A 14,384-nucleotide genomic window follows, 5' to 3' on the forward strand; every position below is an offset into this window, starting at 1 on the left:
CAACTAAAAAAACTATACCGGGGAAAAAACGATTATACCCCCATTTTATCTGAAGTTATCCTTATTAAGGAGATTATAGAGAAAAGTAAGCTTATTATCATTGATAATAATTTTGAGCCTATATTACTATAAAATATTTAAAACATAGCTCCATACTTTTTAAACATTCTGGAAAAAAGAAAAATTTCTTTAGAGCATCCGTTTGTATTTTATGTAACGCCTTTTTATAATCCCTGAAAATGCTCTTTTTCTCTGATAAAATGCGTTTTTTCAAATTCAAATAATTTGTATATAAATTGCAATCTTTCTTACCCATATTATATTTTATATAAAAAACAGTTTCTGATATTTGTCTGAAATAATTGCAATTATAAACCATAAAATACAAAAAATATAAGCTGCATATTATAAACAATTGATTTGTTGAAAAAAGTATCATTAAAAATTAAAAATATGGTTTTAATTGAAAGTGGAAATTTGCAATTTTGCTCTTTTAATGTACAGCATTTAATCCGTTGTCTAAGATGACTAAACTTAAAATCTTAGTGGAAAAAATTTAATGGAAGAAACAAGCATCCTTAATTTCAACCCTCTACATAAAGAAGAGACTTCTTCTTTTCGGCAACTACCACATAATATTGAAGCTGAACAAGCACTTCTTGGCGCTATTCTCATTAATAATGATGCACTTGATCGTGTTTCAGATTTTTTAAAACCAGAACATTTTTTCGAAATATTGCATCAAAAAATTTTTGATATTTTATCACAAATTATAAAAAAAGGAAAACTTGCAAATCCTGTTACCATTAAACCTTTTATTCCAGCTGAAGAGAAAATCGGGGATATCACTGTATTCAATTACGTTATTCGCTTAGCCAAAGAAGCAGTTACCATTATTAATGCTGAAGATTATGGTCGAGTAATTTATGATCTTTTTATCCGACGATCCTTGATTGATATTGGAAATCAAGTTGTAAATACAGCTTTTGATGCTCCTGTTGAACTTACGCCAACCGAACAAATTGAGATTGTCGAACGTAATTTATTTCAATTGGCAGAAACGGGAAAATATGGTGGTGGATTTGAAAGTTTTAATGACGCTATCCAAAAAGCTATTGATATGGCATCCGCTGCAAAAAAACGGTCCTCGCATCTATCAGGCATAGCTACTCACTTGAAAAAACTTGATGAAAAAATGGGAGGATTGCAGCCTTCTGATTTGATTATCCTGGCTGGGCGCCCCGGTATGGGAAAAACCTCTCTTGCAACCAATATAGCCTTTAATATTGCCGATGCTTATAATCATGATGCTAAAATGAATAATTCATCACAAGAAAATGAGGGAGGAATCGTTGGATTTTTCTCACTTGAAATGTCATCAGAACAACTTGCAACGCGTATTATTTCTGAACAAACAGAAATATCTTCTTCTGAAATTCGACGTGGTAATATTTCAGAAGAACAATTTGAAAAACTAGTGAATGCAACGCGTCGCCTCCAAAAAGCGCCACTTTACATCGACCAAACTGGTGGTATATCGCTTTCTCAATTGGCTGCACGCGCACGTCGACTAAAGCGACAACATGGTTTAGACGTATTGATTATTGATTATATACAGCTAATGACAAGCAATTCAAAACGTTCATCTGAAAATCGCGTTCAAGAAATTACAGAAATTACTACAGGGCTTAAAGCTTTAGCTAAAGAACTTAATGTTCCTATCATCGCCCTTTCACAACTTTCACGTCAAGTTGAAAACCGAACTGATAAACGTCCACAATTATCAGATCTACGTGAATCTGGCTCCATTGAACAAGATGCGGATGTTGTTCTTTTTGTATATCGTGAAGAATATTATCTCAAAAATGAAGAGCCTAAAGAAGGAACTCCTGAATATGTAAAATGGCAAGCTGAAATGGAAAAAGTTTTCGGAATAGCAGATATTCTTATAGCAAAACAACGACACGGACCAACAGGAACAGCTCATCTTGCTTTTCAGTCAGAGTTTACACGCTTTAGCGACTTGGCAGAAAGTGATTATCTTCCAGAACAACGTAATTAACCACTATGGCACGCAATCGCACTCAATTTATCTGTCAAAATTGTAGTACCGTCCACTCACGCTGGGCTGGAAAATGTGATTCTTGTGGGGAGTGGAACTCCCTTGTCGAAGAAGGTACAAACAGTGGCATTGGAAGTGGGCCAACGCAAAATATTCGTCAAGGGCGTATCATAACGTTGACTTCTCTTTCTGGAGATCTTGAAGATGCTCCACGTATCCATTCTGGTATTTCTGAACTTGATCGTGTGACCGGTGGTGGCTTTGTTCGTGGATCAGCATTACTTGTTGGTGGTGATCCAGGTATTGGCAAATCAACTTTGCTTACACAAACGGCAGCTGCCTTATCGCGAAAAGGGTATAATATCATTTATGTTTCTGGTGAAGAGGCTGTTGCACAAATCCGTCTACGAGCACAAAGGCTTGGCGCAGATGATACAACAGTTAAACTTGCTGCAGAAACCAATGTTGAAGACATTTTAACAACTTTAAATGCGCATAAAAAACTTGATCTAGTTATTATCGATTCAATTCAAACTCTATGGTCAGATGCAGCCGATTCAGCTCCTGGAAGTGTAACACAAGTACGCATTAGCGCCCAAGCAATCATACGTTTTGCTAAAAAAACAGGGGCAGCCGTTGTGCTTGTTGGGCATGTTACAAAAGATGGGCAAATTGCTGGTCCCCGTGTTGTTGAGCACATGGTTGATGGTGTTCTCTATTTTGAAGGCGAGAATAGTCATTGTTATCGAATTCTTAGAACTGTGAAAAATCGCTTTGGACCAACTGATGAAATTGGTGTTTTTGAAATGTCCGACAAAGGTCTAAAAGAAGTCACCAATCCATCCGAACTATTTTTAGGTGAACGTAATGAAAAAGCTCCAGGAGCTGCTGTCTTTGCAGGAATGGAGGGAACACGCCCTATATTGGTGGAAATTCAAGCTCTTGTTGCACCTTCTTCGCTTGGTACACCACGGCGCGCTGTTTTAGGATGGGATGGAAATCGTCTTTCAATGATTCTCGCCGTATTAGAAGCTCACTGTGGTATTCGCTTTGGACAACATGATGTCTACCTTAATGTTGCAGGTGGTTACAAAATATCAGAACCCGCAGCTGACTTAGCCGTTGCAGCAGCTTTGGTATCCTCGCTTGTAAATATTCCTCTTCCAACTCATTATGTATATTTTGGTGAAGTTAGCCTTTCAGGAACAATTCGCGCTGTTACTCATTCAGGACAACGTGTCAAAGAAGCTCAAAAACTCGGCTTTCAAGGTGCTGTTCAGCCCGCAATAACAACCGAAATGATAAAATCAACAACCTTTCAACAAAAAATATTTTCCGACCTTTCTGAATTTGTTGCCACTATTGTTGCAAGTAAAAAATGACTGTCATACAAATAATAATATAGAATCACTTCTATAAAGTACAAAAGAGCCTTGCTATAAAATAGAAACTAGCATAACAGAAAATGTTCTTACGTACTTTTAGACTGATTAAAATAAAACGTAATTTTACATAATCTATATAAGGAGCAAACAAATGAGTGTAACAGTTCTTGATGGCATTGTCATTGCAATCATCCTGTTTTCTTCTTTTCTAGCCATGCTCCGAGGTTTCTCCCGCGAAGTTTTATCATTGCTTTCTTGGGTAATTTCAGCTGTTATCACACTGTTTTTATTTAAACCTGTATTGCCTTTTGTTGAACAATACCTCTCTAACGAAACAGTCGCATTAATAGCTACATTAGTTACGATTTTTATTATTGCTCTAATTATTATTTCTCTCATTACAATGAAAATTTCTGATTTTATCATTGATAGTCGAATCGGCAAACTTGATCGCATTATTGGTTTTATCTTTGGAGCATTTCGCGGTTTATTAATTACAGTTATTGGTATTTTACTTATCAATGCACTTATTAAACCTGAACAACAATCTCATTGGCTGAAAGATGCAAAAACAAAGCCTATGTTGGATTCATTAAGCCAACAAATTTGGGAATTGTTGCCTAAAAATCCCGATTATGCCCTCGAAAAACTAGAAAAGCTCTTTAACAAAGATGATTTTTCCGCAAGATTTTAAAAACACTAACAAAAACATATCTCTACACAATAAATTAGAGTTTTTATTTGAGAACTGGTCTTAAATAACATGTAGTAGTTGTGATATTAATCATTTAACATCATTACTGAAAGTAATATGATGACAAAAATTAATATTCCTTATCAGGAACCCTCATTTGACGATGATACCCTTCATGAAGAATGTGGAGTATTTGGTATTCTTGGGCACAAAGATGCAGCAACACTAACAGCTCTTGGACTCCATGCGCTACAACACCGTGGCCAAGAAGCTGCTGGAATTGTTTCTTATCACAACAAGATGTTTCATCAAGAAAAACACCTAGGCCTTGTTGGAGATCACTACACAAATCCTGCAACACTTGCCCGTTTGCCTGGGGATCGCGCGATTGGACATACTCGTTATTCAACAACGGGAGAAATAGCATTACGCAATGTACAGCCTCTATTTGCTGAATTAAAAGCCGGAGGTATTGCTATCGCACATAATGGTAATTTAACAAATGGCCTTACACTACGCCATGAATTAATTGCTTCTGGTGCTATCTGTCAATCAACTTCAGACTCTGAAGTCTTTCTCCACCTTATTGCCCGCTCACGTCATGAATCATCATCCGATCGTTTTGTTGATGCTATTCGCCAAGTGGAAGGTGGATATGCCATGTTAGCGCTAACACGTACCAAGCTTATTGCTGCACGTGACCCAATAGGTATTCGTCCACTTGTTCTAGGTGAACTTGATGGTAAACCAATTTTCTGTTCAGAAACCTGTGCACTTGATATTATTGGAGCAAAATACGTTCGTGACGTCAAAAATGGCGAAATAATCATATGTGAAATACAAGACAATGGTGAAATCACTACAAAAATTATTAAACCAGAAATAGAAAAACAAGAAAAACTTTGCCTTTTTGAATATGTCTATTTTGCTCGACCTGATTCAATCGTTGGAGGGCGCAGTGTTTATGCAGTTCGTAAAAATATGGGTATCCAATTAGCTCAAGAAGCACCGTGTGAGGGTGATGTTGTTGTCCCCGTTCCTGATGGGGGAACACCTGCTGCAATTGGTTATGCACAAAAAATTGGTATTCCCTTTGAACTCGGCATTATTCGCAATCATTATGTTGGTCGCACTTTTATTGAACCAACTCAACAAATTCGTGCTTTTGGCGTGAAATTAAAACATTCTGCCAACCGCCCTATTATTGAAGGAAAACGTGTCATTCTAGTAGATGATTCCATTGTGCGTGGAACAACATCCACTAAAATTGTACGAATGCTCCGCGATGCAGGAGCAAAAGAAGTTCATATGCGTATTTCCAGCCCAATGATTTTTTATCCTGATTTTTATGGAATCGATACACCTAAAACTGAAGATCTTTTAGCGAATAAATACCCAGACTTAAAATCCATGTGTAATTTCATTGGAGCCGATTCATTAGAATTTCTCTCAACTGATGGCCTTTATCTCGCTATTATAGGGGAAAAACGAAATAACTCTTCCCCTCAATTTACTGATCATTATTTTACTGGCCACTATCCCACACATCTTACCGATCAAAAAAGTATTCCAAAAGTTCATAAATTATCTGTTCTGAAAACAAGAAATTAATAATGAGGAAATCTGATTTTAACCTTTCTGGACGTGTCGCACTAGTCACAGGTGCTTCCAGAGGAATTGGGTATCATTTAGCATTAGAGTTAGCAGCACGGGGTGCTCATATTATAGCCCTTGCACGAACAATTAGTGATTTAACCACGCTTGATACAAAAATCCAAGAGAAAGGTTCCTCCACAACGTTGGTACCACTTGACTTACATAATACACACGCCATTGATACTCTAAGTACTTCAATTGCTGAACGCTGGAAAAAACTTGATATTATGGTTGTAAATGCAGGAATTCTGGGAATTCTTTCACCAATGGCTCATATTGAAAATACGGTATTTGAAGAAGTGTTTCAAGTAAATCTCATCAATCAATGGCGTTTAATGAAAGCAGCTGAACCTTTATTACGCAAATCGGATGCTGGACGTGCTATTTTTTTATCATCAAGCGTTGCTCACTGCGCACGCGCTTTCTGGGGGCCTTATGCAGCTTCTAAAGCTGCTTTAGAAATTATTGCTCGTTGCTGGGCAGAAGAACTTAAAGAAACGCCAATCAAAATTAATTGCGTTAACCCAGGTGCAACACGCACTGCAATGCGAGCACAAGCTCTGCCTAACGAAAATCCTCAGACCTTACCCTCTCCTCAAGAAGTTGCTGAAAAAATAGTATATTTATCTTCACCTTATTTAAAAGAAACAGGTAGGCTTTTTGATGTTCGTAAAAATCAGTTCATAAACTATCATACACCTCATTGATAACAGTTTATATATTGAACTAAACTTCTATAATTTTACTCTGCTTCTTAAAATCAGGTAAAACCTTATGACTCCTGGTCAGTTTGAATGGTTATCTTCTTTGCTTCTAAAGCAGCTCGTTTATTATATGCTAAAGCACTACAAGGTAGAAAAATCATATAGCTAACAGCTGTTATCAATAAAGTATACCATGTGTAAGTTGCAAGAAAACCAACATAAATAACAATAACCAGCATACACGGCACAACAATATCACGCCTTAACTTTTGACCAATTTCCTTCGCATTCCATACCGGTAAGCGGCTTACTAAAAGAAAAGCGACAACCACAGTATACAAGCTAAAAAATAAAGCCCAACCCCTACTGGGTATCAAACCAAGGGCCCCTAAATAAACAGGCAATAAAAGCAACAATGCCCCTGCTGGTGCAGGAACACCAACAAAATAATTCTTCTGCCATCTTGGTATATCTGTATTATCTAACGTAACATTAAAACGAGCTAACCGCAAACAACAAGCAACACAATACACAAGCGCTGCAACCCAGCCTACTTGATGAACCTGAGCGAGAATAAAAGAATAAACAACAAGAGCAGGAGCAACACCAAAATTAATAACATCAGCAAGTGAATCCATCTGGGCTCCAAAAGACGAACTGCCATCCATCAAACGTGCAACACGACCATCAGCTCCATCTAAAACTGCTGCCAAAAGCACCATCAAAATAGCTGACTCATAGTGATGCTCAAAAGCCAAACGGATACCGCTTATCCCCGCGCAAATCGCTAAAATAGTGATAATATTAGGAATAACAAATCGCATCGGCATAGGTGAACGTAACCGATGCGTAATATCGCCACGTTGCTCTTCAGGATCAAATGAAGAAAATAGCGAAAAAATTTTCATGACTCATCCTAATCAAGTCTAAAGTCAGTTATCTCAGTAGCATCACCAAAAGAACCTAAAACCGTTTCTCCAGCAATTGCTACCTGACCAACAGCGACACGCAATTTTACTTCAGTAGGCATATAAACATCAAGGCGAGAACCAAAACGTATCAACCCAAAACGTTGCCCAGTAATAACAGCATCATCTTTTTGAGACCAACAAACAATTCGACGTGCAATCAACCCCGCTATCTGTACGACACCAATTTTGCCGTGTTCACTGTCAATCACCACCCCATTACGTTCGTTAAATTGACTGGCCTTATCAAGCTCAGCATTTACAAACTTACCCGGATGATAAACAATAGATTCTATTGTACCACTCATAGGAATGCGATTTACGTGACATGAAAAAAGATCCATAAACACAGAAACACACATCATTTCGTCACTCCCCAACCCTAATTCTGCAGGGGGAACACATGATTCAATACACGAAATACGACCATCAGCAGGAGAGATAATCCAATTTGAATTTACAGGCGTTACACGTTCTGGATCACGGAAAAAATATATACACCACACGGTTAAAATAAGACCACACCAAAACAACGGGCTCCATATCCAACCAAGAACGAGTGAAACAACAAAAAATGCTATAATAAAAGGATAGCCTTCTTTATGAATTGGGACAAAACTATTACAGATAGATTGAACAATACGCATATAACTTCCTATTCACAAATGATTGAACAATAAATAAACTCCTGTTTTCCCCTCTTCTCTTTTGTATATCTAATCAATTATTTTATACAAAACTAGATATGATTTCCATGTAGATCATTTCTTACGATTAACAACGCCTAGTTCATCTTCTTCACGTATTTTACGTAATTTTTCTTCAGCCTGTGAAGCTTCAAGCTGTTTATTCCACATAGAAGCATATAAACCTTTCTTGCTTAAAAGATCAGCGTGACTTCCCTTCTCAATAATACGGCCATTTTTTAATACCAAAATTTCATCAGCATTAATAACAGTAGAAAGGCGATGAGCAATAATTAATGTTGTACGACCACGGCTTATAATATCCAATGCGCGCTGAATTTCTTGTTCTGTCGTTGTATCAAGAGCCGCAGTTGCTTCATCCAAAATAAGAAGTGGAGGTGCTTTTAAAAGTGTCCGCGCAATTGCCACACGTTGTTTCTCACCACCAGATAATTTAAGACCTCGTTCACCTACTATGGATTGAAAGCCCTCTGGAAGCATTTCAATAAATTTTAATATCTGTGCCATTTCAGCAGCCTTGTGCATCTCTTCATCTGTTGCACTAGGGCGTCCATAACGAATATTATATGCAATCGTATCATTAAATAAAACTGTATCTTGCGGCACCATACCGATCGCTTCACGTAAACTTTTTTGAGTTACATCACGAATATCCTGTCCGTCAATTGTTATCGACCCTGAGTCAACATCATAAAATCGAAAAAGCAATCGGGAGATCGTTGACTTACCAGCACCTGATGGCCCAACAATTGCAACTGTTTTACCTCCAGGAATTTCAAAATCGATATCTTTGAGAATTGAACGATCGGAATCATAGGAAAATTTCACCTGATTAAACCGAATAGTACCATTGCTTACCACCAACGGTTTAGCATCTGGTTTATCAACAATTTCCTGCTGAACATCTAAAAGATCAAACATAGCTTCAATATCACTTAAACTCTGCCGAACCTCACGATAAATCGAGCCAATAAAATTCAACGGAATGGAAAGCTGTATTAAAAGCGCATTAATAAAAACAAAGTCCCCTAAAGTTTGTGTCATATGCAAAACTTCATAAGCTGACATTAACATCAGGATTGTCATTCCAATACCAAAAATAAGAGCTTGACCAAAATTAAGCCAGCTTAGAGATGTCCAGATTTTTGTTGCAGCTTTTTCATATCCTGCCATAGAAGAATCAAATCGACTTGCTTCCAAAGCTTCATTGCCAAAATATTTGACTGTTTCAAAATTCAAAAGAGAATCAACTGCCCGTGTATTTGCTTCAGTATCAGCCGTATTCATTTCTTGCCGAATACTAATGCGCCAATCACTCGCCTTGATCGTAAACCAAGTATACAAACCAACTATCACAACAACGACAAGAAAATAACGCCACCCATAATTTATCAAAAGTACAAACGCTGTTAAAACAAATTCTAAAATGGTCGGCGCTGTATTAAGAATTGAAAATCGAACAAGGGCCTCAATCCCCTTTGTGCCACGATCAATCACGCGAGAAAGACCACCAGTTCGCCGCTCTAAATGGAAGCGCAAAGACAATTCGTGAATATGAACAAAAGTCTTATATGCCAATTGACGAATAGCGTATTGACCAACAGTTGCAAAAAGAGAATCACGTAACTGGTTTAATCCAACTTGAACGATGCGTGCAAAATTATATGCCAGAACCAGCATAATAGGCACCACCCAAATGGATGAAGACCTTGTAAATACTTGAAAAAAGTTTAGATCAAGCGCATTTGTAGCATATTTAAAAAAATACGGCACAGATATGAGAATAAGTTTGGACAAAATAAGATAAAATATTGCCCATACCACACGCATTTTCAGATCAGACCTGGCTGATGGCCACATATAAGGCCACAAATTATAAAGGGTGCGTAGAGTTTGGTCTGAATCTACCGAAACGGTTTTTACTATTTCATTCTGTTTCATAAAGCCTTTAATTTCTTTTATTATTCATAAACATGTAAAAAATAATTTCTAAACTGTCCTCCATAGATTATTTATTACCTTTCCTTCACCTCTGAATAACCTATATGCTTTAAATTTAAGGTTAGACCATTTTCGACAAAGGAACAAGAAACAATCCGCTATAAGATTTATCGTTTTTATCTGTATTTTCGTACCATTCTGCTACGAATAAATCTTCTACTTTCACATGCTTTTTTTTCAATTCTGCTTTAAGCCACGTTTTTGATTTATTAATTGCTTTAAGGCCTTCTTCCAGAATTTCACCATTTTGTATCACAATGGTAGATTTTTTACCTTCTTCCTTCTTAATTACAGAAAAATCACCATTGGTTTCCAAACGAACAAAAGCTGCCTCATGTAAACTACAGCCTTTAATACGCAACATGGTAATTAGATCACTTATACTAATGCGCAAACGCTTAATTTCATCTATTTGAAATACACCATCTGAAACTAATATAACATTCCCTCCCGCAATAAGCCGGTGAAAAAAAACTGAATGCCGTGCAAAAAAATTAAGAAATGTGATCAAGGTTTGCCAAATAAATAAAACAAGCAATAATTGGATACTACTAATACTCGGATTATAAATAACCCCCCCAATAATGCCCCCCATTACAAAATTACTCACCAAATCAACTGGCGTCATTTGACTGAGATTACCACGACCTGTTGTTCTTAAAATTAACAAAAAAGCGGTAAGACCCACAACTAACTTAAGTGCGATATATCCATAAAAGCATAAAAATTCCATCAAACTCTCTCCTTTTTTATGAGAGCTGCTGGAACATAAGGAATTATTGTCGTTTTATTTCCCACGTAGTAATACGCTCACCAGTCTGCGGGTCTTTTTCATCTTTTAATGAGATCCCCCCTACTGCAAGCTCATCACGAATTTTATCCGCAGCTTCCCACTCTTTATTATGGATAAGTCGTAGCCTTTCGGCAATGCGCTGATCAATAAATTTTAAATCAAGGTATGTCTTTCTAACAAAAAGCGGGCATTCTATTTCTTGAACCCACTCTTGGCGCAATAGCCCAAATAAATCCATACCACGTGCAAGAGCTATAGCATTTCCTTCTTTATAAAATTTTCGTAAAATAGTAAATGCATTTGAAGTATTAAGATCATCACTTAATGTATTGATTAAAGACTCATCTATAGATTCATTATTATCCAAACAACATTTCTCACAACGAAGAAATTCATACCAACGATATAATTCGCTACTAGATTGCACTAAACGATGAGTTGTCCAATTTAACGGTTCACGATAATGAGTTTGCAACATTGAAAAACGGATAGACAAACCTGCCCAGTTTTGTCTTATTTCATCTGTCAAAGCATCATTAAATTCAAGAAAATCACTTTCTAATAGAGAACGAATAGTGATAAAATTACCAAGGCTTTTAGACATTTTTTTGCCTTCAACCTGCAAAAAACCATTATGCATCCAGAAATTAGCCATTCGCTCAGTTCCAAAAGCTGAACAACTTTGTGCAATCTCATTTTCATGATGAGGAAAAAGTAAATCAATACCACCACCATGGATATCAAAAACATTTGCTGCAGGATCATCACAATTTAAACCACCACCATAAGGAGCCAACAGCTTTGCCATCGACATTGCTGAGCATTCAATATGCCAACCTGGGCGCCCTAAACCAGGAATTCCTGCTGGCGATGGCCAACCTGGTTCCCATTCCTGAGAGGGTTTCCATAAAACAAAATCCATTTTCTCTTTTTTATAAATAGCAATATCTATACGGGAGTCTGCTCTCATTTCATCAAGCGATCGTTTTGCAAATTCGCCATAACGGGGATATTCCCCCATACTGCTTATAGAAAATAATATATGATTTCCTGCTATATAAGCATGTCCTCTTTCAAGAAGTCTTTCAATCAAAGATCGTATTTCTTCCAAATGATCGGTTGCACGTGGCTGGCTGGTTGGTAATAAACAACCAAGCGCTTCTGTATCCTTTTGAAATTGGTCATATGTACATTCTGTTAATTGACGAATAGCGTCATTTAATGCAAGCTCTGGGTATTTATGGATTGCTCGTGCATTAATCTTATCATCAACATCCGTAATATTACGGGCATATATCACGTGGTCCTCGCCATAAATATGACGTAAAAAACGAAATAAAATATCAAAAACAATTACAGAACGCGCATTACCAATATGAGCATAATCATAAACTGTCGGACCACAAACATAAAGACGTACCTTAGCAGCATCAATCGGTGTAAAATTTTCTTTTTTGCGTGTAAGCGTGTTATAAAACCGCAAATTTCCCATAATTATACTCCGTTAGTGATATTACTTTGTGTCGCTCCGGCAAAACTTACTCATATTATGAGCTAATAACACTGCTTGAAAAAAATATCGCGATATTGGATTTTTATTTCCAACATTGAACTATTTGATCCATATAATGCAAAAAATATTAATTAACGATAACTAATAAATACATACTAAATACATAATACGTACATAAAATAATCAAAACAGATCAAGCTGTTTATTAGTTTGATATTGGATAAATAGACCATTCCACTTGGCAAATGATACTGCTTCAAGAATATCTGGAATATTTGGCAACATATCAGTTATATTATTTACTTCATCTGCAACAGAATAAAACTCAAATACCATATTCTGACATTTTGATGAAATCCCATAACATCCTATCTTCCAATAATAACAATCAAATCACTGCATAACATTGTTACGACTTATAATCGCAAGTATAAAATGATAAATGGAAGATAATATTGTTTGAACAGATAAGCGCATAATGATCATTATAGTATTTTTGCAAAAGACAATCATTCAAACAACACACCAAGCTTTGAGTCTTATTATGCTAATGCTTCTATAAATTTAACAGGTTCACCTTGCGAAGGTGTAACAATTTCACCTTCCCACATAACCCGCATTCCACGAATAATTGTCGCAACTGGCCAACCTTTAACTTTTTTGCCATCATAAGGTGTCCACCCTGCTCGTGAACCAATATGTGCATTGGTTATAATCTCTTCCCGTTTAAGATCAATAATGGTTAAGTCAGCATCATATCCAACTGCAATGCGTCCTTTACAGCTTATACCAAAAACCCGACTAGGACCATGCGAGGTGAGATCAACAAAGCGTTCAAGAGATATCCTCCCCGTATTCACATGAGTCAGCATAATTGCTGCTGTGGTTTGAACACCTGTCATACCCGAAGGTGAAAGAGGATAAGACTTATGCTTTTCTTCAAGCGTATGAGGAGCGTGATCTGAACCTAAAACATCAATGATACCTTGCTGAACACCGTACCAAAGACCTTTACTGTGGTGGCTTTCACGAATAGGTGGATTCATCTGGATCAATGTGCCAAGCCTTTGATAATCATCAGAAGTCAAAGTCAAATGATGTTGCGTTACCTCAATCGTTGCTAGATCTTTATGGTTTTTCAGAAAATCAACTTCTTCCGCTGTAGAAAGATGTAATATATGGACACGCTTACCCATTTCACGCGCAATTTTAATTAAGCGTTGTGTACATTTTAAAGCAGCAATTTCATCACGCCAAACTGGATGTGATGACACATCTCCCTTAATGCAAAACGCTTTACGTTCATTGAGCCGCTCCTCATCTTCACAATGAAAAGCTGCGCGACGACGCGTATTTTTCAAAATTAGACGAACACCTTCATCATCATCAACTAAAAGATTACCTGTAGAAGACCCCATAAATACTTTAATTCCAGCAGCTCCGGGAAGTCTCTCTAATTCAGCCAATTCATGCGCATTTTCACGTGTTCCCCCAACCCAAAACGCAAAATCACAATGCATCCGATGAAATCCGCGTTTAACTTTATCAGTCAACATCTCTTCTGTTATCGTCAGTGGATTTGTATTAGGCATTTCAAAAACCGTTGTAACCCCCCCTAAAACCGCAGAACGAGAACCACTTTCTAGATCTTCCTTATGTACGTGCCCTGGTTCACGAAAATGAACCTGGCTATCAATGATACCTGGTAAAATATGAAGCCCTGTACAGTCGATCACCTCATTAGCAGATGCACACGTCAAATCACCAATTTCAGCAATACGGCCATTTGTGACACCAATATCACGTTTGCCACTTCCATCATGATTAACAAGTGTTGCACCTTTAAAAATTGTATCAAATGTTTTAAACACAGCCATACTCCTTAGATATCATCTCTTTAC

At 37.1% G+C, this 14,384-nt stretch carries 11 protein-coding genes; 5 read left to right on the forward strand and 6 right to left on the reverse strand.

Features of this window, described 5'->3' with window-relative positions:
- The first annotated feature begins 559 nt into the window (after positions 1–559).
- The 5 genes from GGR10_RS01535 to GGR10_RS01555 all read left to right on the forward strand — a co-directional run bounded on the left by GGR10_RS01535 (position 560) and on the right by GGR10_RS01555 (position 6,504).
- Positions 560–2,062, forward strand: a complete 1,503-nt coding sequence (locus GGR10_RS01535) for a replicative DNA helicase (RefSeq protein WP_182479592.1) — start codon at positions 560–562, stop codon at positions 2,060–2,062.
- A 5-nt stretch (positions 2,063–2,067) separates the two neighbouring features.
- The gene (gene radA, locus GGR10_RS01540) at positions 2,068–3,444 is read left to right on the forward strand and encodes a DNA repair protein RadA (RefSeq protein ID WP_182479593.1); all 1,377 of its coding nucleotides are present in this window, start codon (positions 2,068–2,070) and stop codon (positions 3,442–3,444) included.
- Between the two features lie 154 nt (positions 3,445–3,598).
- Positions 3,599–4,141, forward strand: a complete 543-nt coding sequence (locus GGR10_RS01545) for a CvpA family protein (RefSeq protein ID WP_182479594.1) — start codon at positions 3,599–3,601, stop codon at positions 4,139–4,141.
- 120 nt (positions 4,142–4,261) lie between these two features.
- Positions 4,262–5,752, forward strand: a complete 1,491-nt coding sequence (gene purF, locus GGR10_RS01550) for an amidophosphoribosyltransferase (RefSeq protein WP_182479746.1) — start codon at positions 4,262–4,264, stop codon at positions 5,750–5,752.
- A 2-nt stretch (positions 5,753–5,754) separates the two neighbouring features.
- Positions 5,755–6,504: an SDR family NAD(P)-dependent oxidoreductase gene (locus GGR10_RS01555; RefSeq protein ID WP_182479595.1), complete on the forward strand. Its 750-nt coding sequence runs from the start codon at positions 5,755–5,757 to the stop codon at positions 6,502–6,504.
- Positions 6,505–6,569: 65 nt separating this feature from the next.
- On the opposite strand, the gene pssA is transcribed toward GGR10_RS01555, so the two are convergent.
- From pssA to GGR10_RS01585, 6 genes are all read right to left on the reverse strand, one after another.
- Entirely contained in the window at positions 6,570–7,409 is an 840-nt protein-coding gene (gene pssA / locus GGR10_RS01560; RefSeq protein ID WP_182479596.1) for a CDP-diacylglycerol--serine O-phosphatidyltransferase, read from the reverse strand.
- An 8-nt stretch (positions 7,410–7,417) separates the two neighbouring features.
- On the reverse strand, positions 7,418–8,116 hold the full coding sequence (locus GGR10_RS01565; RefSeq protein ID WP_182479597.1) for a phosphatidylserine decarboxylase: 699 nt from the start codon (positions 8,114–8,116) through the stop codon (positions 7,418–7,420).
- Positions 8,117–8,230: 114 nt separating this feature from the next.
- Positions 8,231–10,117 (reverse strand): ABCB family ABC transporter ATP-binding protein/permease, encoded by a 1,887-nt coding sequence (locus GGR10_RS01570; protein WP_182479598.1) that lies wholly within the window; start codon positions 10,115–10,117, stop codon positions 8,231–8,233.
- A gap of 121 nt (positions 10,118–10,238) precedes the next feature.
- Positions 10,239–10,910: a DUF421 domain-containing protein gene (locus GGR10_RS01575; RefSeq protein ID WP_010703550.1), complete on the reverse strand. Its 672-nt coding sequence runs from the start codon at positions 10,908–10,910 to the stop codon at positions 10,239–10,241.
- Positions 10,911–10,953: 43 nt separating this feature from the next.
- Positions 10,954–12,462 (reverse strand): cysteine--tRNA ligase, encoded by a 1,509-nt coding sequence (gene cysS, locus GGR10_RS01580; RefSeq protein ID WP_182479599.1) that lies wholly within the window; start codon positions 12,460–12,462, stop codon positions 10,954–10,956.
- 563 nt (positions 12,463–13,025) lie between these two features.
- Complete coding sequence (locus GGR10_RS01585; protein ID WP_182479747.1) at positions 13,026–14,354, reverse strand: dihydroorotase; 1,329 nt, start codon at positions 14,352–14,354, stop codon at positions 13,026–13,028.
- Positions 14,355–14,384: the final 30 nt, after the last annotated feature.

Origin of the sequence: Bartonella chomelii (genome assembly GCF_014138465.1) — a bacterium.
Lineage (GTDB): Bacteria > Pseudomonadota > Alphaproteobacteria > Rhizobiales > Rhizobiaceae > Bartonella > Bartonella schoenbuchensis.